The organism is Ancylobacter sp. VNQ12 (assembly GCF_049445835.1).
In the GTDB taxonomy this organism is placed as follows: Bacteria; Pseudomonadota; Alphaproteobacteria; order Rhizobiales; family Xanthobacteraceae; genus Ancylobacter.
The window spans coordinates 132,135-154,483 of record NZ_JBMSDU010000003.1 but is presented as its reverse complement, the minus strand read 5'-3'; the positions used below and the strand labels follow the sequence as shown (position 1 = coordinate 154,483).

The 22,349-nt window shown below is 68.2% G+C and carries 15 protein-coding genes; 9 read left to right on the top strand and 6 right to left on the bottom strand.

All coding sequences use genetic code 11. The annotated features are described in order from the left end of the window. Window positions 1–59: 59 nt before the first annotated feature. The 4 genes from speB (ACO2RV_RS07265) to ACO2RV_RS07250 all read left to right on the top strand — a co-directional run bounded on the left by speB (ACO2RV_RS07265) (window position 60) and on the right by ACO2RV_RS07250 (window position 3,373). Entirely contained in the window at window positions 60–1,016 is a 957-nt protein-coding gene (gene speB / locus ACO2RV_RS07265) for an agmatinase (protein WP_423291334.1), read from the top strand. Continuing rightward, a complete protein-coding gene (gene speB / locus ACO2RV_RS07260) occupies window positions 1,016–1,972 on the top strand; it encodes an agmatinase (RefSeq protein ID WP_423291332.1) in 957 nt (318 codons plus the stop codon). The genes speB (ACO2RV_RS07265) and speB (ACO2RV_RS07260) overlap by 1 nt, the downstream gene beginning before the upstream one ends. A gap of 105 nt (window positions 1,973–2,077) precedes the next feature. Beyond that, complete coding sequence (dps, locus tag ACO2RV_RS07255; protein ID WP_423291330.1) at window positions 2,078–2,566, top strand: DNA starvation/stationary phase protection protein Dps; 489 nt, start codon at window positions 2,078–2,080, stop codon at window positions 2,564–2,566. A gap of 300 nt (window positions 2,567–2,866) precedes the next feature. Next, window positions 2,867–3,373, top strand: coding sequence for a MarR family transcriptional regulator (locus ACO2RV_RS07250; RefSeq protein ID WP_423291328.1), 507 nt, complete (start codon window positions 2,867–2,869; stop codon window positions 3,371–3,373). Between the two features lie 166 nt (window positions 3,374–3,539). Here the strand turns inward: ACO2RV_RS07250 and ACO2RV_RS07245 are convergent, their stop codons facing one another. The 3 genes from ACO2RV_RS07245 to cckA all read right to left on the bottom strand — a co-directional run bounded on the left by ACO2RV_RS07245 (window position 3,540) and on the right by cckA (window position 9,521). After that, window positions 3,540–5,168, bottom strand: a complete 1,629-nt coding sequence (locus tag ACO2RV_RS07245; protein ID WP_423291326.1) for an alpha-D-glucose phosphate-specific phosphoglucomutase — start codon at window positions 5,166–5,168, stop codon at window positions 3,540–3,542. A gap of 159 nt (window positions 5,169–5,327) precedes the next feature. Next, window positions 5,328–6,971, bottom strand: coding sequence for a glucose-6-phosphate isomerase (gene pgi, locus ACO2RV_RS07240; RefSeq protein WP_423291324.1), 1,644 nt, complete (start codon window positions 6,969–6,971; stop codon window positions 5,328–5,330). Between the two features lie 30 nt (window positions 6,972–7,001). Beyond that, window positions 7,002–9,521, bottom strand: coding sequence for a cell cycle histidine kinase CckA (cckA, locus tag ACO2RV_RS07235; protein WP_423291562.1), 2,520 nt, complete (start codon window positions 9,519–9,521; stop codon window positions 7,002–7,004). Window positions 9,522–9,786: 265 nt separating this feature from the next. Here cckA and ACO2RV_RS07230 point away from each other — a divergent pair, with 265 nt between their 5' ends. After that, a complete protein-coding gene (locus tag ACO2RV_RS07230) occupies window positions 9,787–10,758 on the top strand; it encodes a hypothetical protein (RefSeq protein WP_423291322.1) in 972 nt (323 codons plus the stop codon). A gap of 104 nt (window positions 10,759–10,862) precedes the next feature. On the opposite strand, the gene dksA is transcribed toward ACO2RV_RS07230, so the two are convergent. Both dksA and ACO2RV_RS07220 read right to left on the bottom strand, forming a co-directional pair. After that, entirely contained in the window at window positions 10,863–11,279 is a 417-nt protein-coding gene (gene dksA, locus ACO2RV_RS07225) for an RNA polymerase-binding protein DksA (protein ID WP_258733292.1), read from the bottom strand. Between the two features lie 214 nt (window positions 11,280–11,493). Beyond that, entirely contained in the window at window positions 11,494–12,360 is an 867-nt protein-coding gene (locus tag ACO2RV_RS07220; protein WP_423291312.1) for a MipA/OmpV family protein, read from the bottom strand. 203 nt (window positions 12,361–12,563) lie between these two features. Here ACO2RV_RS07220 and ACO2RV_RS07215 point away from each other — a divergent pair, with 203 nt between their 5' ends. Genes ACO2RV_RS07215 through ACO2RV_RS07205 form a run of 3 tightly spaced genes read left to right on the top strand, consistent with a single transcriptional unit; the run spans window position 12,564 to window position 15,604 of the window. Then, window positions 12,564–13,085, top strand: coding sequence for a SixA phosphatase family protein (locus ACO2RV_RS07215; protein WP_423291310.1), 522 nt, complete (start codon window positions 12,564–12,566; stop codon window positions 13,083–13,085). Between the two features lie 25 nt (window positions 13,086–13,110). Next, window positions 13,111–14,574: a YcjX family protein gene (locus ACO2RV_RS07210; RefSeq protein ID WP_423291308.1), complete on the top strand. Its 1,464-nt coding sequence runs from the start codon at window positions 13,111–13,113 to the stop codon at window positions 14,572–14,574. A 7-nt stretch (window positions 14,575–14,581) separates the two neighbouring features. Continuing rightward, window positions 14,582–15,604: a YcjF family protein gene (locus ACO2RV_RS07205; protein WP_423291306.1), complete on the top strand. Its 1,023-nt coding sequence runs from the start codon at window positions 14,582–14,584 to the stop codon at window positions 15,602–15,604. On the opposite strand, the gene ACO2RV_RS07200 is transcribed toward ACO2RV_RS07205, so the two are convergent. Continuing rightward, the gene (locus ACO2RV_RS07200; RefSeq protein ID WP_423291304.1) at window positions 15,605–15,925 is read right to left on the bottom strand and encodes a 2Fe-2S iron-sulfur cluster-binding protein; all 321 of its coding nucleotides are present in this window, start codon (window positions 15,923–15,925) and stop codon (window positions 15,605–15,607) included. Between the two features lie 411 nt (window positions 15,926–16,336). Between ACO2RV_RS07200 and ACO2RV_RS07195 the strand changes: the two genes are divergently transcribed. Continuing rightward, window positions 16,337–22,231, top strand: a complete 5,895-nt coding sequence (locus ACO2RV_RS07195) for an apolipoprotein acyltransferase (protein WP_423291302.1) — start codon at window positions 16,337–16,339, stop codon at window positions 22,229–22,231. Window positions 22,232–22,349 lie beyond the last annotated feature (118 nt).

Genomic DNA, 22,349 nt, shown 5'->3' with positions numbered 1-22,349 from the left:
GCACGCAGCATCTGACCGCCTCAACGATTGCACACCGCACCCTCGCAACGAGACCGAATATGACCCACGCCTTCGAGCCGCTCGATTCCGGCAGCATCCCCCGCTATGCGGGCCTTCCCACCTTCATGCGCCTGCCGGTGGCCGAGCCCGCCGAGGTCGACATCGCCATTCTCGGCCTGCCCTTCGATCTCGGCACCACCAACCGCGCCGGCACCCGCCACGGACCGCGCGAACTGCGCAACCAGTCGAGCCTGATGCGCCGCGTGCACCATGTCACCGGCCTGTCGCCCTATGACCGCGCCCGCGTGGCCGATTGCGGCGACGTGATCACCGATCCGTTCGACCTGATGCGCTCGCTCGACCTGATCTCGGCGCATTATGCGAGCGTGCGCGAAGCCGGTGCGCTGCCGCTCACCGCCGGCGGCGATCATCTCATCAGCCTGCCGATCCTGCGCGGACTGGCGAGCGACGGCCCCGTCGGCCTCATCCAGTTCGACGCCCATTCCGACACCTATGACAGCTTCTTCAACGGCGCCCGCTACACCCACGGCACGCCGTTCCGCCGTGCCATCGAGGAAGGGCTGGTCGACCCGAAACGCTTCGTGCAGATCGGCCTGCGCGGCGCCGTCTCCGACGCCGGCAATTACGACTATGCCCGCGATGTCGGGGTGCGCATCATCTTCATCGAGGAATTCATGGCGCGCGGCGTCGAGGACGTGATGGCCGAGGCGCGGGCAATCGTCGGCACGCAGCCGACCTATGTCACCTTCGACATTGACGGCATCGACCCCTCGCAGGCACCCGGCACCGGCACGCCGGAAATCGGCGGCTTCTCAACCCGCGAGGCGCAACAGATGGTGCGCCTGCTCGACGGGCTCGACATCATCGGCGCCGACCTTGTCGAGGTCGCCCCGCCCTTCGATCCCTCCGGCCTCACCGCCCTCACCGGCGCCACCATCCTGTTCGAGCTGCTGTGCGTCCTCGCCGGCGTCGTCGAGAAGAAGGCCGCACGCTGATGGCACATGGATATGAAGGCGGCCGGCTCGACCTGCCCTTCGTGGGCATCTGCACCTTCGGCAAATACCCGCTGCAGCTCGACTGGGACAAGATCGACGCGGATGTCGCGATCATCGGCGCGCCCTTCGACATGGGCACGCAATGGCGCTCGGGCGCACGCTCGGGCCCGCGCGCCATCCGCGAGGCCTCGACGCTGTTCGCCTTCGGCCATGCCGGTGCCTATGACCACGAGGACGACGTCACCTATCTCGCGGCGGAGACCACCCGCATCGTCGACATCGGCGATGCCGACATGGTTCACACCGACACCGAGACCAGCCACGCCAACATCGAATATGGCGTGCGCAAGATCCTCGCGGCCGGCGCCATCCCGATCGTGCTGGGCGGCGACCATTCGATCAACATTCCCTGCATCGAGGCGTTCTCCGACGAGGCGCCGATCCACATCGTGCAGTTCGACGCGCATCTCGATTTCGTCGACGAGCGCCACGGCGTGCGGCGCGGCCATGGCAACCCGCTGCGCCGCGCCGCGGAGAAGCCCTATGTGACCGGCCTCACCCAGCTCGGCATCCGCAACGTCTCCTCCACAGCGCGCGAGGGCTACGAGGCCGCGCGCGCCATGGGCTCGGACATCCTCAGCGTGCGGCAGATCCGCAAGCTCGGGACTGAGGCGGTGCTGGCGCGCATCCCCGAGGGCAAGCGCTACTACGTCACCATCGACATTGACGGCTTCGACCCCTCCATCGCGCCGGGCACCGGCACGCCGAGCCATGGCGGCTTCACCTATTACGAGGTGCTGGAACTGCTCGACGGGCTGGCGAAGCGCGGAAATGTGGTCGGCATCGACCTCGTCGAGGTCGCTCGCGAATACGACCCCTCGGGCGTGACCTCGATCCTCGCCGCGCAGGTGCTGCTCAACTTCGTCGGCCGCATTCTCCACCACCGCCGCCCTTGACGGCGGCGCGCACAGGCCAATTTCCGGGAGTGTGTACATACCGGCTGTCGTCCGCACCGGCGGAGGTGCCATAATGGGCGGGCCGGGACCCGAAGAGGACTAGACATGCGCCAGCACAAGACCCTGAACGACGTGCCCTCCAACGCGAAGAAGGTCGCCATCGACCTTCTCAACGCCAATCTCGCCGCCGGCCTCGACCTCGCCCTTGCCACCAAGCAGGCACACTGGAACCTCAAGGGGCCACAATTCATCGCCGTGCACGAGATGCTGGACGGCTTCCGGGCCGAACTCGACACCCACACCGACACCATGGCCGAGCGTGTGGTGCAGCTCGGCGGCACGGCGCTGGGAACGACGCAGGTGATCGCCGAGGCGAGCCCGCTCAAAGCCTATCCCGTCGACATCTACCCGGTCAGCGATCATCTGAAGGCGCTGATCGAGCGCTACAGCGCCGTCGCCAACAATGTGCGCAAGGCGATCGACGAGTCCGACGATGCCGGCGACCCGACCACCGCCGACATCTTCACCGCTGCCTCCCGCTCACTCGACAAGGCCCTGTGGTTTCTGGAGGCGCATCTGCAGGAATCGCACTGATTGCGTCTCCCTGCCCGGGCCTATCCGCGGCCCGTAATACGCAACAACGTGCCACGCTCATGACACAAGCGCGGCACGTTATTGCCATATGTGAAGATTTTGTTGGATTCACCAAGGGTTACCGCTTTGCGACGGCGGCATATTCGGTCATTGTTTGTACCGTAATGCAGCATGGAGTCGCGCACGATGCAAAATACCCGCTCGCTCCACTGCACTAATGCGTAAGGGGGACATCGGCGCATGGCAGCTCGGCCCGCGAAAGATCGAAGCCATTCGGCCGGCTCGTCGGAGGACGAAGGGGTGAATTCTCAATCTCCGTCGAGTTTTAGCAGCGAGGCGTCTTCCGAACCGGTCGTCACGCATCTGGAGATCGCGCGACTCATCGAGCGGGCGCATCGCCGGTTTCTCGATCTGCTGCGCATTGAGCTCGCCCGGCTGGGCACCGACGACATCAGCCCATCGCAAGTGATGCTGCTGTTCACCATCGGCAATGACGAGCTTTCGGTGCGCGACCTGCTGGAGCGCGGGCACTATCTCGGTTCGAATGCCTCCTACAATCTCAAGCAGCTGGTCGATGCCGGCTATGTCCACCGCTCGGCATCGTTGCGCGATCGGCGATCGGCCCGGCTGCGGCTGACGTCCAAGGCCCAGCATCTGTGCGACTCGATCCGCAGCATGCATGACAACGTGCATCGCAATGGCGGACGCGAGGAGAGCGAGGCCTATGAGCTCGGCATCACCTATACGGTGCTTCGCCGGCTAGAGATTCTGTGGACCGGTTCGCTGCGCTACGGCGAAGGCGGCTAGCAACACCCGCGCCATCACATCGTTTGCGCCTCGTCCCGGACGACCAAAAGCCGATCCGGGATCGCCGAAGGAGCGGAGAGCGATCCCTGCTCATTGGCTGCGGTGACGTACGGGATGACGAACCATTCCCTCTCCCCGGCGGGGAGAGGGAGAAAGTCACCGTCTATCAGGTAATCACGCTCGGTTCGGCGCGACCCGTACGCCCCTCGATGTCCGGCAGGCTGCGGGCGATGGCGATGAGATCGGCCAGCGTGTCCTGCGTATCGAGATCGAGACGCGCCGGATCTGTGACGAAACGCTCGATATAGACGCGCAGAGTAGCCCCTGCCGTGCCGGTCCCCGACAGCCGGTAGACGATGCGCGAGCCGTCGGCGAAGAACACCCGCAGCCCCTGCTTCGTCGTCACCGAACCGTCCACCGGGTCGGTATAGGCGAAGTCGTCCGCCCGCTCGACGGTGAGCCCATTGATCACCGTGCCGGGCAGCGTCTCGAGCCGCGCGCGCAGATCGGCGACCAGATCCTCCGCCGCCCCCGCGTCGACCTCCTCATAGTCGTGGCGGGTGTAGTAGTTGCGCCCATAGGTCGCCCAATGCTCGGCGACGATCTCGGCGACGCTCCGCTCGCGCACCGCGACGATGTTCAGCCACATCAGCACGGCCCACAGGCCGTCCTTCTCGCGCACATGGTTCGAGCCGGTGCCGAAGCTCTCCTCGCCGCACACCGTGGCGAGGCCGGCATCGAGCAGGTTGCCGAAGAACTTCCAGCCCGTGGGCGTCTCGTAGCAAGTGACGCCGAGCTTTTCGGCCACGCGGTCGGCCGCACCACTGGTCGGCATGGAACGGGCGATGCCGGTGATCCCGGCCTTGTAGCCCGGCGCCAGATGCGCATTGGCGGCGATGATGGCGAGCGAATCCGACGGCGTGACGAAGCGGCCGCGGCCGATGATCATGTTGCGGTCGCCATCGCCATCGGATGCCGCGCCCATATCCGGCGCGTCGTCGGACATCAGCAGGTCGTAGAGGTCCCTGGCGTGGACGAGGTTCGGATCGGGATGGTGCCCGCCGAAATCCGGCAGCGGCTCGCCATGCACCACCGTACCCGGCGCGGCGCCCAGCGTCTCCTCCAGGATCGCCCTGGCATAAGGGCCGGTCACCGCGCTCATGGCGTCGAAGCGCATGGTGAAGCCGCCCGAGAACAGGTCGCGGATGGCGTCGAAGTCGAACAGGCTGCCCATCAGCTCGGCATAGTCTTCGACCGGATCGACCACATCGACGACCATATCCTCGACGCGGGTGATGCCGAGCGTGTCGAGGTCGACATCGGGCGCGTCGGAGATGCGGTACTCGGCGATCGTCTTCGACTTCTCGAAGATGGCGTCGGTCACGGATTCGGGCGCCGGGCCACCGGCACCGATATTGTACTTGATGCCGAAATCACCGTGCTCGCCGCCCGGATTGTGGCTGGCGGAGAGGATGATGCCGCCAAAGGCACCGTGTTTGCGGATGACGGCGGAGGCAGCCGGCGTCGAGAGAATGCCGCCCTTGCCGACCATCACGCGGCCGAAGCCGGCGGCGGCGGCCATCTTGATGACGATCTGGATCGCCTCGCGATTGTAGTAGCGCCCGTCGCCGCCCAGCACCAGCGTCTCGCCCTGATAGTCGTCGAGACTGTCGAACACCGACTGGACGAAGTTCTCGATGTAGTGCGGCTGCTGGAAGACCTGCACTTTCTTGCGCAGGCCGGACGTGCCGGGCTTCTGGCCGTCAAAAGGCGAGGTGGCGACGACGCGGATCATGTTACCCCCAACTGTCTTCGTATGCGGTGCCGCTTGGCGCAATCATCCTTCGAGGCTCGCCTGCGGCTCGCACCTCAGGATGACGGCGCTCGTAAAGCAACGTCATCCTGAGGTGCCCGACCACCGGTCGGGCCTCGAAGGATGCTGACGCGGAGCGTTCTACTTTCCCGTGAGATGATGCAACAGCCCCGCCGCCGAGCCGGACAGCGAGGCTGGAGCGACGCCGCTTTCGACAGCGGGAAGCAGCGTGTTGGCGAGTTCCTTGCCGAGTTCGACACCCCATTGGTCGAAGCTGTTGATGTTCCAGATCGCGCCCTCGACGAACACCCGGTGCTCGTAGAGCGCGATCAGCCGGCCCAGCGTGTAGGGGTCGAGCTTGTCATAGGCGATGGTGACGGACGGACGGCTGCCGGTGAAGACGCGGTGCGGCGCGATCTTCGAAGCGCTCGCCTCGTCATGACCGGCGGCGACAAGCTGCGCCTTGGCCTCCTCCAGCGTGCGCCCGCGCATCAGCGCCTCGGACTGCGCCAGGCAGTTGGCGATCAGCATGGCGTGCTGGCGCTTCAGGCCGGAATCCTTGTCCTCCTGGTGCCCCTTGGCGGCAATCAGGAACTCGACCGGGATCGGGCTGGTGCCCTGATGGATCAGCTGGAAGAAGGCGTGCTGGCCGTTGGTGCCGGGCTCGCCCCACACCACCGGCCCCGTATCGTGCGCCACGATCTCGCCGTCGAGCGTCACATGCTTGCCGTTGCTCTCCATGTCGAGCTGCTGGAGATAGGCCGGCAGGCGCGCCAGATGCTGGTCGTAAGGGATGACCGCACGGGTGGCATAGCCGCACACGTCGCGGTGCCAGATGCCGACAAGGCCGAGCAGGACGGGAAGATTCTTCTCCAGCGGCGCGGTGCGGAAATGCTCGTCCATCGCATGGCCGCCATCGAGGAAGCGGCCGAAACTCGAAGCGCCCACCGCGATCATTACCGGCAGGCCGATCGCCGACCACACGGAATAGCGCCCGCCGACCCAGTCCCAGAAGCCGAACACCCGGTCCGGGGCGATGCCGAAGGCCGCCACCTTGTCGAGCGCCGTGGACACGGCGGCAAAGTGGTTCGCCACCGCCGCCTCGCCGAGCGCCTCGACGACCCAGCGCCGCGCACTGGCGGCGTTCGACATGGTCTCCTGCGTGGTGAAGGTCTTGGAGGCGACGATGAACAGCGTGGAGGCTGGGTCGAGCTCCTTCACCGTGTCGTAGAGATGCGCGCCGTCGACATTGGAGACGTAATGCGCGCGCGGCCCGTCGTGATAGGGCGTCAGCGCGATGGTCGCCATGACCGGGCCGAGGTCGGAGCCGCCGATGCCGATATTCACCACGTCGGTGATCGGCTTGCCCGTCCAGCCCTTCAGCGCGCCCGAGCGGATACCCTCGGCGAAGGCGGTCATGTCCGCCAGCACCTTCTTCACATCGCCGCGCACGTCCTGCCCGTCGACGGTGAAGGCCGTGTCGCTGCGGTTGCGCAGCGCCGTGTGCAGCACCGCGCGGTCCTCGGTGATGTTGATGTGCGCGCCGGCGAACATGGCGGCGCGCTTCTCTTCGACACCGGCGGCGCGCGCGAGCTCGACGAGCCGGCCGAGCGTCTCGGCGTTGAGCGAGCACTTCGAAATATCCAGCAGGATATCCTCGAAGGTGGCGGAAAATGCCTCGAAGCGCGCGGGATCGGCGGCGAACAGGCTCGCCACCTTCTCGTCCGCTCGCGCAGCCTTGTCGGCGGCCAGGGCCTTGAAGACATTCATCGTCGCTGCGCTCATATGCGTCCCCGAACTCGTCAGAACCGGCGCCTATTCGCTCCGGCCCATATGCTTCTTCACGGCTTCGATAAGCTGCTTGAGCGTGAAGGGTTTCGGCAGGAAGCCGAAATTCGCGCCCTCGGGCAGGTTCTTGGCGAAGGCTTCCTCGGCATAGCCGGACATGAATATCACTTTGATGTCGGGATGCGCCGCGCGCAACTCCCGCAGCAGGGTTGGCCCGTCCATCTCCGGCATCACCACGTCGGACAGCACGAGATCGACCTCGCCGCCGTGCTCGGCCATGACCTCCAGCGCCTCGACGCCTGAGCCGGCTTCCAGCACCTGGTAGCCGCGCGAGGCCAGCGCGCGGGCGGCGAACGCGCGCACCGCCTCCTCGTCCTCGACCAGCAGCAGCGTGCCGCGCCCGGTGAGGTCGGCGCCTTTCTGCGTCGCCTCTGGCTCCGGCTCGGCCGGCCGCGCCGCCAATTCGACGACATCGGGCACGTAGCGCGGCAGGAACACGCGAAACACCGTGCCGTGCCCCACATCGCTCTCGACCTGCAGCGTGCCGCCGGTCTGCTTGACGATGCCGTAGACGGTGGAAAGCCCGAGGCCGGTGCCCTTGCCGACCTCCTTGGTGGTGAAGAACGGCTCGAAGATCTTGTCGAGGATGGCCTGCGGCATGCCGGCGCCGGTGTCCGCCACCTCGACCAGCACATGGTCGGCCTCCGGCAGCCCGGCCTCGGCATAGTGCATGGCCTCGCGCGCCGGCACATTGGCGGTGCGGATGGTGAGCGTGCCGCCGTCGGGCATGGCGTCGCGCGCATTGACCGCCAGATTGACGATGACCTGCTCGAACTGGTTGATGTCCGCCTTCACCGGCCAGAGGTCGCGCCCCTCCTTGACCTCCAGCTTGACCAGTTCGCCGAGCAGGCGGCGCAACAGCATGGAGATGTCGCTCATCACGTCGCCGAGGTTCAGCACCTGCGGGCGCAGCGTCTGGCGGCGGGAGAAGGCGAGCAGCTGCCGCACCAGCCCGGCCGCGCGGTTGGCGTTCTGCTTGATCTGCATCACGTCCTGGAAGGACGGATCGGTCGGTCGCGCGCTGGCAAGCAGAAGATCCGAATAGCCGATGATGGCGGTCAGCACATTGTTGAAATCATGCGCCACGCCGCCGGCCAGCTGGCCGACCGCCTGCATCTTCTGCGACTGGGCGAACTGCGCCTCAAGTGCCCGCTGCTCGGTGGTGTCGATGGCGTAGACGATGGCGACCTCGCTCTCCGCCTCGCCATCCTGCACCGGCGCGATGTAGAACCGTACGGAACGCCCGCCATCGCGCTCTACCGTCGTGTCGATCGGGGTTTCCGGCGCGCGGCCCTTCGCCGCCGCGGCGGCGGCCGCGCTGAGCGAGGCGCGCGAGGTTTCCGCCACCAGATCGGCGATATGCCGGCGCTCGGCCTCGCGCCCGCCGAACTGCCGCGCGAACTCGGCATTGGCGCGCACGACGCGCCCCTGCCCGTCCACCGTAGCGATGGCGATGGGCGAATTGTGGAAGAAACGGGCGAACCGCACCTCTGCCGCGCGGGCCGGATCGGCCGCATTGTCTTCCCGCGAGCGATTGACCACGAGGGTGCGCGAGGCACCGGGCGTACCGTCGGAGGCGAAGGCGACGCGGTGCCAGATGCGCACCGGCAAGGTCTTGCCGTTCTTGCGCTTCAGGTCGATGTCGAGCACCTCGGTACGCACACCGCCCGGCGCCGGGGAAATGTTGGTGAGCAGCGCCGCCGCCGGCCCCGGCACGAGATCGGCCACCGAAAGCCCGCCGGGGCCGAACTCGGCAAGGTCGTAGCCGAGCCAGTCGACGAGGGTCGCATTGATGTAGTGGATCGCCCCGCCCGCCGCCGAGAAGAAACCGGCCGGCGCGTGGTCGAGATAATCGATGGCGTGCTGCAATTCGAGGAACGCCGTCTCCTGCCGCTCGCGCTCGCGCGTCAGGTCGCTCACCGTCCAGACGGCGGACCGTTGGCCACGCGCCGCGGATGCGGCCGGACGAGCGCCGAGCCTCAACCAGCGCACCGGCTGGCCGGGCACGGCGATGCGAATCTCCTCGACCGCCGCCCGGCCCTCGCGCACCGCCTGCGCCAGCCGATACACCGCCTCGGAGGCATCTGGATCGCTGGTGAACAGCCGCTCGACCGGACGTGCTTCCTCGGGGCTCGCAGCTCCGATGATCTCGCAATAGCGCGGATTGGCGTAGAGCACGCGCCCCAGCGGATCGACGATGCTCATGCCATCGGTGGCGCTGTCGACGATGCGGCGGGCGAGTTCGTCGCGCACGTCAGGCACGCCGAAGCGCAGCAGGCCCGTGGCATAGGCGAACAGCGCGAAAACGCCGACGACGGCGAGCACGGTCAACAGGCCGATGATCCAGGGATCGGCCCGGTCGCGACCGAGCAACAGCAGCGACACCACGGCACCAACCAGGGCCAGCGCCACCAGGAGCACCAGCCGGATGCTTCCCCCGATCTCGAGCCGGGTCAGCGTTTGGTCGTCGGGTCCGCTTTCCGCCATGTCCATGCCGGTCGGCTCCCGCCCGGCATGGACGGCGAGCGATTCAATTACCCCTTCTTGGTGCCCGAGCCGGCCCCGGGGGGCAAGCGCCGATTCGGCCGGCCCACCCGTAAATCGGACGGCGACGACGCGCAGGCGTCCTCTGCCGACCTCAGCCATTTACCGCAATTGGTTGCCGCACTTGCCCGAACCGCCCATCCGCGACACAAAGGGCTCAATCCGAGCCCTAGACGGGGCGCGGGGGGCGTATCAGGAGACCGGGATCATGTTGGATTCTCTGTCCGTATCGGGCGGCACCGGCGGCTTGCTGCTGGCACTGGGCGGCATCGTCGTACTGGCGATTCTCGTGGCCGTGCTGCGGCGGCGCAAGCGCCGCGGTCACCATGCGCTGATCGCCGGCCACAGGCTGGCGGTCGTCGACCAGATCCCTATCGACGAAACCCGCCGGCTGGTGCTGATCCAGCGCGACGAGGTCCAGCACCTCGTCATTCTCGGCGGCGGCAGCGACTTCCTCGTCGAGAGCGGCATCGGCGCCGTGCGTGCACAGGAAGCGCCGCATGCGCGGATGGCCGTCCGTCACGACGACGTACCGGCCGACGCCGAGCCCGCTGCCGCCAAGCCCTCCCGGCCTCTCGCCGCGCCGCTGAACCGGGAGGCGGAGCCCGCCGCCGCCCCGCCGGCAACGCCGCCCGTCGCCGCACCGGCCGCGAAGCCGGCACACACGCCCTTCCAGACCCATCGGCCGCCGCCCGGCCTTGAGCCGGCGCGTCCGCGCCCTGCCGCACCAGTCCGAGCCGAGGCGGCCCTCGAGCCTGCTCCGGCGCGCCCCGGTGCGAGCGCAGCCCCGAGCGAACGAACCGAGGCGGGCCAGCGTGTCGCGGTCAAGCTCGATCCGTTTTTCGCCGGTATGGTCGAGCAGCTCGAGGAGACCCTGCGCCGCCCCACCCCATCCGCGCGCGGCGCACAGCTGACTGCGGCGGCCGTCACCATGGCGGAGGACGTTTCCGAGGCCCCGGTGCCGGCCCGCGCCGCGCCCGAAGTTCAGGCGGTCCTCGCCCCGGCCGAAACACCCGCAACGGCCGCTCCCATTCCGGAAATCCTCCCGCCGAACGCCGTCACGCCGGACCAGGCCGCCTCGCCGGAAGTCGTGCCGCCCACCGTGGCGGACCGTCCCGCATCGGGCGATCTCTTCGAACAGGAAATGGCCAGCCTGCTCGGCCGCACGCGCCGTCCCTGAACGGGGAGCGCCTTCGACGCCAGAGGCGCCGGCATCGACACATGAAAACGGCGGCCCGTGGCAAGCGGGCCGCCGTTTCGATTCATGCCGGAGGCTGAGAGCGCTCAGTCGTCGCGGTAGACCCGCTCGCGGCGCTCATGCCGTTCCTGCGCCTCGATCGACAGCGTCGCGATCGGACGCGCTTCCAGCCGCTTGAGCGAGATCGGCTCGCCGGTCTCCTCGCAATAGCCGTAGGAGCCGTCGTCGATTCGCTCGAGTGCCGCGTCGATCTTGGCGATCAGCTTGCGCTGCCTGTCGCGGGCACGAAGCTCGATCGCGCGATCCGTCTCGGAAGACGCCCGGTCGGCGATGTCCGGGTGGTTCTGATTCTCATCCTGCAGATGCTGAAGCGTTTCACGCGCCTCGCGGAGGATGTCGTCCTTCCACTGCAGCAGCTTATGGCGGAAATACTCCCGCTGCCGCTCATTCATGAAAGGCTCGTCCTCGCGGGGGCGATATTCCTGGTCGATCTCTACTGACATCGGCCCTCGTCCTCGTGTTCCGGGGTCACCCCTCTCGGGCGCTGCTTATAGCCTTCCGCATGCCCCCGTACAACATTTCTCGTCGTCATCTCCACGACATGAAATGCTGGATTTTTCAGCAGCTTGCGCGCCGAAAAAGGGCAGTTCGACCAAGTGCGGAAGCGGGCCGGCCGGAACGCGGCGGCCACACGCCGGAAGGAGGAGGCAGCGCCGCTTATTCGAAGCCGAGGAAGAAGGTGTAGGACAGCGACACGCCCGCCTGGAACTGGTTGCGATCGCCGCTCTGGGCCACGATCGGGCTGTCGGCGGCGTCATCGAGCAGGTACTCGTACTCGCCGAAGATCGAACCGGTGATGTTCTTGGTGAAGCGCTTGGAGATCTGGCCGCCGAAGCCCACCGAATAGACGCCGCCACCGGCCTCATAGGCCGTGACATTGTTGCCGAGCGCCTGGGCCACCGCGGCCTCAGCCGGGGTGATGCCGAAATAGGTGTCGATATAGCCCGAGCTCGCCAGCGTCATGCGCGGGCCGGCCGACAGCGTGATGCCGCCAAGCGATTCGCTGAAGTAGATCGCGTCCGCCGCCAGGTTGCCCACGACGCCGTCGAAACCGCCGAAGCCATACATCAGTTCGCCGCGCAGGCGCAGCCACTCGACCGGGTACCACTGGGCGTAGCCGCCGACGAGATAGGCGTAGTCGATGTCCTTCAGGCCGCGCAGGTCCGGCGAATCGCCGGCATCGCGCTTCCACTCGAGGCCGCCGACGATGCCGAGTTCGAAGGCACCGTTGTCCCACAGGGCGATGCTGGGGTTGTCCTTGAAGCTGTCGAACTCGCTCAGCCGGTCGGCGCGCGAGATGCTGAAGAGCGGACGAATGGCGAATTCATAATCGTCCGACCCGGCATAGTCCGCCTCGGTGAACACATAGGCGCCGACCGTCACGGTCCATTGACGGTCCGTCGTGGGCGCAGGCTCCGCCTTGTAGGCCGGCGCCGGCATGCCGACATCGGCGGCATTCGCCACGGCAGAGAGGCCGAGAACACCCGCGACCACCACGAAACCCTTCACGCCGATCGCCTGCATCTCTCAAACCTCAAACCTTGTTCGGTAACGTTCATACATGACGATACGACGCCTGTGGTTGCCGAAAAGTCACTTAACGGCAAAGCATTTATCGTTCGTGTCCGACACCGGCACGGGGCGACAGGCAATCGGTCCCACACAAAGGCGCCGGCGAATCCCTATATTGGTGAAACCATGCCTCGATCATCGGAGCCGAGTTGCTGATGCTGCGCCTGTTTCTGCTCCGCCACGCGAAGTCCGCCTGGCCGGATGGAGTTGCCGATCGTGACCGCCCGCTGGCCGGGCGCGGCCAGCGCGGAGCTGGCGCCATTGGCGCCTACATGGCCGAGAACGGCCTCGTCCCCGCGGTATCGCTGGTGTCGCCGGCGCGGCGCACCATAGAGACGTGGGACGTTGCGACCCGTAACTGGCCGCCGCATGTGCCGCCCTTCTTCGAGGGGGCGATCTATGAAGCCTCGCCGGAGGCGCTGCTCGCGCTGGTCCGGCGCCAGACCGGCCGCTCCCCGCTCCTCCTCGTCGGCCACAATCCCGGCATGGAGGGGCTGGCCGCGTTGCTGCTCAAGCGCGCCCACCGCGCCAAGGTGCTGCCGAAATACCCGACGGGCGCTCTTGCGGTGATCGACCTGCCGGTCGACGACTGGAACGGGATCACGCCCGGCCAGGGGACGCTCGAACGATTCGTGACGCCGCGTGCGCTCGGCGTCGCAAAGAGCGACGGGGACTGAGGCGCGAGCATCGGAAGGACCTGCATTGCCCTCCTGGTACGAGACCATCATCGACGAGGCGCGGCTCACCGCGCAGACTCTGCTCGACCGCGCGGAGAATCTCGCCAGCCCGACGCTCCGGCTCGGCATCACCGGCCTGTCGCGCGCCGGCAAGACGGTGTTCACCACCGCCCTGGTGCACGCGCTGATGCGCGGCGGGCGCCTGCCGGTGTTCCGCGCCATGCATGAGGGTCGCATCGCCGGCGCCCGGCTGGAGCCGCAGCCGGACGACGACGTGCCGCGCTTCGATTATGAGGGCCATCTCGCGACACTCGTCGATGAGCGGCGCTGGCCGGATTCGACCCGCCGCATCAGCGAGCTGCGCCTCGCCATTGATTACGCCCCGGCGCGCGGCGGGCGGCGCATGCTGACCCTCGACATCGTCGACTATCCCGGCGAGTGGCTGCTCGACCTGCCGCTGCTCGAACAGGACTACGCCGCCTTCGCCGCGCAGAGCCTGAGGCTCGCCCGTGCGCCCGCCCGGCAGGCGCTGGCCGCGCCCTTTCTCGCCGAGCTGAAGGCGACCGATCCGGACGCGCCGGCGGACGAGGCCACGGCGCGCCGGCTCGCAGGCCTGTTCACCGATTATCTCGCCGCCTGCCGCACTGAGACCGTGTCGATGAGCCTGCTGCCGCCCGGCCGGTTCCTCATGCCCGGCGACCTCGAAGGCTCGCCGGCGCTGACCTTCGCGCCGCTGGATCTGGACGAGGGGCGCGAGCCGCCGTCCGGCTCGCTGCACGCCATGATGAAGCGGCGCTACGATGCCTATAAGGACACCATCGTTCGCCCCTTCTTCCGCGACCATTTCGCCCGGCTCGACCGGCAGATCGTGCTGATCGACGTTCTCGCCGCGCTCAATGCCGGGCCGGCGGCGCTGGCGGATCTCGAATCCGCGCTGGACGGCATCCTCGGGGCCTTCCGGGTCGGCCGGAATTCGTGGCTGGAGGCGCTGTTCCGCCACCGCATCGGCAAGGTGCTGTTCGCCGCCACCAAAGCCGACCACCTCCACCACACCAGCCACGATCCGCTGGAGGCGATCCTGCGCCGGCTGGTCGAACGCGCGCTGGCGCGGGCGCACAGCGCCGGCTCGGAGATCGACGTGGTCGCGCTCGCCGCCGTGCGGGCGACCCGCGAGGCGATGGTGAAGCGCGGCCGCTCCCACCTTCCCGCCATTGTCGGCGTGCCGGAAGCCGGCCAGCATGGCGCCGATGCGTTCGACGGGCTCGCCGAGGCCGCCGTGTTCCCCGGCGACTTGCCGGAGGCGCCGTCCGCCCTGTTCGACCCCGGCGTCGGCTTCAGCGGCCTGTCGGATGCGCAGGGCGGCGACTTCCGCTTCCTGCGCTTCCGTCCGCCGCTGGTGGAACGCAACGCCGATGGCGAAGCGCTCGCCCTGCCCCATATCCGTCTCGATCGCGCCCTCGAATTCCTCCTCGGCGACCGGCTGAAATAGAGAAGAGATGACCGACCGCTCCCCCCGCCGCCCGCAAGCCTTCCGCCTCGACGACCCCGACGTCGTGCTGGCCGAGGATGGGCGTCCCGCGCCGCGCGGTGCGATCGTCGTCACGCCGGCGCAACCGCAGGAGGACGCGGTCGAGGACGTGCCGCTGCCCGCGCCGCCTCCCTCCACCTCGCGCTGGGGCATGCTGTTCTGGTCGGGCCTCGGCGGGCTCGTCAGCCTCGGCATCGGACTCGCGGTGTCGAAGCTGATCGAGGACCTGTTCGCCCGCGCGGATTGGCTCGGCTATGCGGGACTGGGCTTTGCCGCCGCGCTCGCACTGGCCACCCTCGCCATCGTCGCGCGCGAGCTGTTCGGCCTGATGCGCCTGAAGACGCTGAACCAGCTGCGCGAGCGCGCTGCTCTTGCCCTGGAGAAGGACGACCGCCGCCTCGCCGAGGAGGTGACGCGGGAGCTGATGGCGGTAACGAAGTCCTCGCCGCGCCTGTTTCGCGCCCGCAGCGAGCTCGGCGCCCACCTGGACGCCATCATCGACGGCGGCGACCTCGTGCGCCTCACCGAGCGCCAGTTGATGGCGCCGCTCGACGCCGAGGCCACGCTACTGGTGTCCAATGCCGCCAAGCGCGTGTCGGTGGTGACGGCGGTGTCGCCGCGCGCGGCGGTCGACCTCATCTTCGTGCTGGTGACGGCGGTCGGGCTGGTCCGCCGGCTGGCGCAGCTTTATGGCGGGCGCCCCGGCGCACTGGGCATGATCCGGCTGTTCCGGCAGGTCGTGGCGCATCTCGCCGTCACCGGCGGCATGGCGGCGGGGGATTCGCTCATCCAGCAGGTGGTCGGGCACGGCATTGCCGCCAAGCTTTCCGCGCGCCTCGGCGAGGGCGTGGTCAACGGGCTGCTGACCGCCCGGCTGGGACTGGCCGCCATCGACGTGACACGCCCCCTGCCCTTCGCGGCGCTGCCGGCTCCGGCGCTGAGGGACGTTGCTTCGGGGCTGATCGCGCGGCAGGAGAAGGAAGGCGAGTGATCAGCCCTGATGCTCGGGCGTGCGCACGACCAACCCGTCCAGCGCGTCGCTGATCTTGATCTGGCACGACAGGCGCGAATTGGGCTGCACGTCGGAGGCGAAGTCGAGCATGTCCTCTTCCATCGGCCCCGGCTCGCCGGTGGCTGCGGTCCAGGCCTCGTCGACATAGACGTGGCAGGTGGCGCAGGCACAGGCGCCGCCGCATTCCGCGTCTATCCCCGGCACGCCGTTGCGAATCGCCGCTTCCATCACAGTTGAGCCGGATTGTGCCTCCACGGTGCGCTCGGTCCCGGTGGAGTCGATGTACGTGATCTTGGGCATGGCGGAGAGCTTCGGCGTTCTGGAAGGTTTAAAAGCAGCAGGCGCCCTAGATAGCCTCCGTCGGCGGGGAATGCCAGCGCGGCGATGCGATGGCAGCAGCGAAGGATACCGCCTAGATTCGCACCTCACGCCTCTCCAAGAAGTGAGCCGTGGCCGAGGTCTTAATCGTTCGTTACCGGGCATGGTGAACAGGCCGTTAACGATAACCTCAATCGGCACATTAACCCCAGTTCCATTTTTATTGGGCAAGAGCGTAGGATAGAGGTGCGGTGGACTAACGCTGCTCTCGTCAAGCTCCGTGATGTTTTAGCGCGGGGCACCAAATGGCGCGAGCAACGTTGGATCATCGCGGATCCCCGGCCCGACGGCGAAAGCCGGTCGGAGTAGCGTACGGACCGGAGGCAGGCGCCGATGTCGACGAATACGAAGAAGGTTCACCAGGATCCCGCGGAGGCCGCGCTGTCGGCCATCGAGGAGGCCCTGAGTCTCGACCTGACGAGCGATGACGATAACGCCGCCCCCGAACATGGCGACGACGGCTTCGACCTGCCGCCGGCACGCGAGCCGAACGGACCGCGGATCGAGGAGCGCAGCCGCTCCACTCTCGACGAGCCGCTCGGCGAGGAGCCAACTTTCCTGAGCGCCAGCGATCTGGAAGCCGAGGACGACGGTGGGTCCGACATCACCCATGCCGCGTTCGAGCTCCCGCTCGAAACCTCGGGAGAACATGTCGAGCCCACTTTCGATTTCGGCTTCGAGACCCAGCCGCGCGGCGACTTCGCTCCGGACGTCAGCCTCCGGGCACCCGACGTCACCGCGGGTGGCACCATTGACGCCGGCCCGGACCTCGCCTCCACCATCGCCCCGGTCGCCGCCGCCGCAGCAGCGGCCACGACCGTCGCCGAGCCGCAGCGCGGCACGGCACGCGCCGCCAAGCCCGAGCGCCGCGCGGCCAATGACGACCGCCAGACCATCGGCCAGCTGCTCTCCGCGCTGCAGCGGCGCCCGCCGGCCACCCCGCATTATCTCGCCGCCGGCGCCTCCGCCGCGTGGCTCGGCATTGGCGGCGTGCTGACCTATCTGCATGTCGGGCAGGCCGGCATCGATGCCTTCTCCGCCCCCGCGCTGCTGGCCACCGCCGCCGGCCTTGTCGTGCCGCCGGTGTTCTTCTTCGTGCTGGCGACCATGATCAGCCGCATGCAGGAGATGCGCATCGTCGCCCACTCCATGGCGCAGGTGGCGATCCGCCTCGCCGAGCCCGATCACGGCACCACCACCGAGGCGGTGGTGAATGTCGGCCAGGTGGTGCGCCGCGAGGTCGCCGCGATGGGTGATGGCGTGGAGCGCACCATCGCCCGCGCCAGCGAGCTGGAAGCGCTGGTACGCACCGAGATTTCCACGCTCGAGAGCGCCTATGAAGAGAATGAGGTGCGCATGCGCCACCTCATCGAGCGCCTTCAGGCGGAGCGCGAGATCATTCTCACCCACGCCGACCACATCCGCGACGCCATCTCCACCGCACACTATTCCTTCGCGACGGAAGTGAGCGGCGTTAGCGACCGCATCAATTCGACCGTGCTCGATGCTGCCGACCGCGTCACCAACACGCTGTCCGAGAAGGGCGAGCACATCACGCTCGCCCTCGGCCGCGTCGGCGACACCATCATCGATGCCCTCACCGAGAAGGGCGGCGACCTGATCGACCGCCTGCAGGCGACCGGCACCGACGTCAACACCAACCTGTCGGATGCCAGCGAGCACCTCATCTCGACGCTGAGCTCGCAGACCGACGAGATCAGCCAGCGCCTCTCCGGCGTGACCGCCAATCTCACCGACACGCTGCAGAGCCGCACCGACGAGATCGGCCAGAAGCTGCTCTCCACCGCCTCCGAGCTTTCCGACGTCGTCACCTCCCGCACGCAGGAGCTGAGCGACAAGCTGAACGCGACCACGGTGAACCTCACCGATACGCTGTCGGCGCGCTCCGACGAGATCACCGACGCGCTGGTCGGCACCGGCACCCGCCTCGCCGACGAGATCGCAGTGCGGGCCAGCGAGGTCAACCAGACGCTGCGCGCCACGGGCGACTCGCTGGTTCTCGACATGTCGGTGCGGGGCGGCGAAGTCGTCCGCAAGCTGGAGGAGACCGGCAACCGCGTCGCCGAGACCATCACTGTGCGGGGCGACGATCTCGCCGACCGCATCGCCGACACCGGCAACCGCATCTACGACACCATCGCCGTGCGCGGCAGCGAGCTCGAGCGCCTGCTCGGCGAGACCGGCCAGCGCGTCGTCCACCAGCTCTCCGAGGCCGGCGCGAACGCCCACGACACCCTCGCCGAGGCCGCCGACCGCTTCTCGCAGGACATCAACTACCGCGGCACCGCGATGAGCGACCAGCTCGCCCAGGTCGGCGCGGAAGTGGCGAATGCCATTGCCACCCGTGGCACCCGCGCCAACGACCAGTTCCGTGAATCCGCGGAAGCGCTGACGGCCACGCTCGGCAACCGCGCCGACGCCGTGCGCGAAATGCTCGGCTCGCGCCTCAAGGCGATCGAGGAGACTGTCACCGTCCAGGGCGCCGAAGTCGCCGACCGCATCGCCACCGACGCCAATCTGCTCGGCCGGCAGATCGCCGACGGCCTGCGCGACTTCGACAACGTGCTGCAGGGCCAGGGCGGCGCCATCGTCCAGCGCATCACCGAGCGCGTCGACGCCATCACCCGCGCGATGGACGACAACCTCTCCGGCTTCGACGACCAGATCACCGCCAAGACCGAGACCATCGCCGCGTCGCTGGATCTGCGCATCGCCAATATCGAAGGCGTGCTCGATCGTGGCGTCGAGGGCCTGAACGAGACGCTGGCGGGCCGCACCCAGGAATTCGCCCAGACCATGACCGAGGGTGCCCGCCTCGCCACCGACGCGATGGACAAGTCGCTCGGGGTGCTGGACGGCTTCTTCAGCCAGCATGCGCAGGACGTCACCACCAACATCAGCGAGCGCATCGACCTTGCCGCCCGCACCATGACGGACGGCGCCGCGAAGGCCAACGAGGCGATGAGCCACTCGCTCGACGTGCTCGGCAGGTTCTTCGACGATCGCGCGGTCTCCGTCACCGAGCAGCTCTCCGAGCGCATCGAGCAGGTCGACCGCACCCTCGCGGCCCGCGCGCTCGAAATCGCCGACACGCTCGATATCCGCGTCAACCGCTTCGAGGAGACGGTGGTCGGCCGCATCGACAGCGTGGCCACCTCGGTCGAAGTGCGCGGCGCCGCCATGGCCGACCTTCTCGGCCAGCGCATCGGCGCCGTTGCCGGCCAGCTGCGCAACGAAGCGAGCGACATCGAGAGCAGCCTCACCTCGCTCGTCGACAATGTCAGCCGCACGCTGGTCGACCGCGCCGGCGACGTGACCTCGCTGTTCGACACCCGCACCGAAGAACTCGCCCGCATCGTCGAGGAGCGTGGCAACGGCCTGCTGGCTTCGCTGGAAGACCGCAGCCTCGGCATCACCAGCGAGATCTCCCGCGCCAGTTCCGACCTGCTCGCCGCGATCGACGATCATCGCGACAATCTGGTGCGTGCTCTCGACACCACCCGCTCCGGTGCGGTGGACGACATCATGCGCGCCAGCGAAGACCTGCTGCACACGCTGGAGACCCGCTCCGACGCCATCGTCTCCGCCTTCGAGCAGGCGACCGGTGGGCGTACCGAACAGCTCATGCAGATGAGCGACGATGTGCTGAACACCGTCGAGCAACGCACCGCCGGCCTGCTGGACGCCTTCCAGCGCTCCAGCCAGAACACGGCGGGCGAAATGGCGCGGATCGGCGACGATCTCCTCGCCAACCTCAACAACCAGAGCGGCGACGTGGTCTCCGCCCTGCAGCAGCTCAGCGGCCAGGTCACGGGCGAGATCGCCCGCGCCGGCGACGCGCTGCTGACCGAGTTCGACGGACGCGGCTCGCACCTCGTGGATACGGTCCGCCATGTCAGCGGCCAGGTCGTCGACGAGATCGCTCGCGCCAGCGATGCGCTGCTCGCCGAGTTCGACGGCCGCGGTTCGCAGCTCGTCGATACGGTGCGCCAGACCAGCGACGTCACCTCCGCCGAGTTCACCCGCCTCACCGAGAACTTCATCCGCACGCTCGACGAGCGCGGCACCAGCCTGGTCGATGCGGCCCGCCAGACGGCGGAGTTCACCTCGACCGAGCTCTCGCGCGTCAGCGAGGAGTTCATCGGCAATCTGGACGGACGCGGCAGCAACATCGTCGATGCCGCCCGCCAGACCGCCGAATACACCTCGGGCGAACTGACCCGTCTCACCGAGGAGTTCATCGGCGCGCTGGAAGGCCGCGGCGGTACCATCGTCGACGCCGCCCGCCAGACCACCGAGTTCACCTCGGGCGAACTGAACCGCCTTGCCGAGGAGTTCATCGGCGCGCTGGAAGGCCGCGGCGGCTCCATCGTCGACGCCGCGCGCCAGACCACCGAGTTCACCTCGGGCGAGCTGTCGCGCCTCACCGAGGAATTCGTCAGCACGCTGGAAGGGCGCGGCGCGGGGCTCATCGATTCGATCTCCGAAAGCGGCCGCGCCGCGGTGTCGGAAATCGCCGCCACCAACCAGGCCCTGCAGGGCGACGTCTCCGCGCTCCTGGAGCGTCTCGGCGACGTCAACGTCCAGCTTCAGGACGTGCTTTCGAGCTCGGCGACCAACCTCGCCTCCATCGAGCAGACGATCACCGAACGGCTCGGCACGTTCCAGAGCACGGTCGACAATGTCGATGAGGCCAGCCGCCTCGCCTCCACCCGCATGGACGAGCAGATCCGCGAGCTGCGCACCGTCTCGACCAGCGTGCTGCAGGATGTTGCCTCGCTCAGCCAGAACTTCGGCGAGCAGGCCAACATCATCACCAGCGTCGCCAGCGCCCTCGGCGCGGCGCACGAGAACCTGGACGAGACGCTCGGCGGGCGTCACGAGGCGCTGCTGGCGCTGGCCCAGGATGTCGGCGGCCGTGCCACCGAGCTGGACGGACGCCTCGCCGCCTATACCCGCTCGCTGGAAGAAACCTTCAGCCGGGCGGAAAAGCGCGCGAGCGAGCTCTCCAAGTCGATCCTCGCCTCGACCAGCGAATCGGCCGAAGCCATCATCGCCCAGCAGGAAGAGATCCGCAGCGCGACCGAGAACGGCCGCGAGCGCACCCTCGCCGTGCTGCGCGAGACCTACGAGCAGGCGGTCCGCGAAGTGAGCGCCCTGATGGGCGAAGCCAGCCAGGGCTTCACCGGCACGGCGCAGGAGCTGCGCAGCTCCGTGGCCGACATCAAGACGCTGCTGGAGACCACCCGCGAGGAGCTCAAGCGCGGCATTCTGGAGCTGCCCGAGGAGACCGAGGCCAATGCCTCGGCCATGCGCCGCACCATCGCCGAGCAGATCAAGGCGCTGGCGGAGCTCAACGACATCGTGTCCCGCCACGGCCGCTCGCTCGACGTCGACACCGGGGTCCGTACCCGGACGCCCGCGCCGGCCGCCACCGCGCCGGCCCCTGCCCCGGTGGCCCATGCACCGGCCCCGGTCGCGCCCGCTGCGGCGGCGCCGGTCGCTCCGGCTCCCGTTGCCCCCGTGCCGGTCCAGGCGGCTCCGGCCCCCGTCGCCGCGCGTCCCGCCCCGGCCCCGAGCCGGCCGGAACCCGCCCGCCCCGTCGCGCCGCGCTTTGAACCGGCGCGTCAGGCCACCCCGCCCCGTCCGGCCCCGGCACCCTCCCCGGCTCCGGCGGCGCGTCGTCCGGCGCAGGCTCAGCCGCCGGCCCGTTCCGGCGGTGGTCAGGAAGGCCAGGGTAGCGGCTGGCTCTCGGAACTTCTCGCCCGCGCCTCGGACAATGACGGCCCCTCGCTCGCGCCCAATGCCCCGCGCTCGCGCGGTCAGTCCGGGCGTGCCAGCCAGGCCGAGCGTCCGGTGCACCACACCATCGAATCGCTGGATTCGCTCTCGGTCGACATCGCCCGGATGATCGACCACGAGGCGGCGGTCGATCTGTGGGAGCGCTACAAGCGCGGCGAGCGCAACGTCTTCACCCGCCGCCTCTACACCATGCAGGGCCAGCAGACCTTCGAGGAAATCCGCCGCAAGTACCGGCGCGACCTCGAGTTCCGCGACACGGTCGACCGCTATATCGGCGAGTTCGAGCGCCTGCTGGACCAGGTCTCGCGCGACGATCGCGGCCAGGCCATGACCAAGACCTATCTGACGTCGGACACCGGCAAGGTCTACACCCTGCTCGCTCACGCGGCCGGTCGCTTCGACTGAGCCGCCGGCGCCGTCCTGAAACGAAGAAGGGCCCCGCGAGGGGCCCTTTTCATTTGGTCTTTCCGTCGGCGTCATCCCGGCCGAGCGCAGCGAGAGCCGGGACCGCTCTCCATCCTGA

What these genes read in the sequence shown, in the direction of transcription:
- speB (WP_423291334.1), top strand. Translation starts at nt 60, where the DNA reads ATGACCCACGCCTTCGAGCCGCTCGATTCCGGCAGCATCCCCCGCTAT.
- speB (WP_423291332.1), top strand. Translation starts at nt 1,016, where the DNA reads ATGGCACATGGATATGAAGGCGGCCGGCTCGACCTGCCCTTCGTGGGC.
- dps (WP_423291330.1), top strand. Translation starts at nt 2,078, where the DNA reads ATGCGCCAGCACAAGACCCTGAACGACGTGCCCTCCAACGCGAAGAAG.
- ACO2RV_RS07245 (WP_423291326.1), bottom strand. Translation starts at nt 5,168, where the DNA reads ATGATCCGCGTCGTCGCCACCTCGCCTTTTGACGGCCAGAAGCCCGGC.
- pgi (WP_423291324.1), bottom strand. Translation starts at nt 6,971, where the DNA reads ATGAGCGCAGCGACGATGAATGTCTTCAAGGCCCTGGCCGCCGACAAG.
- cckA (WP_423291562.1), bottom strand. Translation starts at nt 9,521, where the DNA reads ATGGCGGAAAGCGGACCCGACGACCAAACGCTGACCCGGCTCGAGATC.
- ACO2RV_RS07230 (WP_423291322.1), top strand. Translation starts at nt 9,787, where the DNA reads ATGTTGGATTCTCTGTCCGTATCGGGCGGCACCGGCGGCTTGCTGCTG.
- dksA (WP_258733292.1), bottom strand. Translation starts at nt 11,279, where the DNA reads ATGTCAGTAGAGATCGACCAGGAATATCGCCCCCGCGAGGACGAGCCT.
- ACO2RV_RS07220 (WP_423291312.1), bottom strand. Translation starts at nt 12,360, where the DNA reads ATGCAGGCGATCGGCGTGAAGGGTTTCGTGGTGGTCGCGGGTGTTCTC.
- ACO2RV_RS07215 (WP_423291310.1), top strand. Translation starts at nt 12,564, where the DNA reads ATGCTGCGCCTGTTTCTGCTCCGCCACGCGAAGTCCGCCTGGCCGGAT.
- ACO2RV_RS07205 (WP_423291306.1), top strand. Translation starts at nt 14,582, where the DNA reads ATGACCGACCGCTCCCCCCGCCGCCCGCAAGCCTTCCGCCTCGACGAC.
- ACO2RV_RS07200 (WP_423291304.1), bottom strand. Translation starts at nt 15,925, where the DNA reads ATGCCCAAGATCACGTACATCGACTCCACCGGGACCGAGCGCACCGTG.
- ACO2RV_RS07195 (WP_423291302.1), top strand. Translation starts at nt 16,337, where the DNA reads ATGTCGACGAATACGAAGAAGGTTCACCAGGATCCCGCGGAGGCCGCG.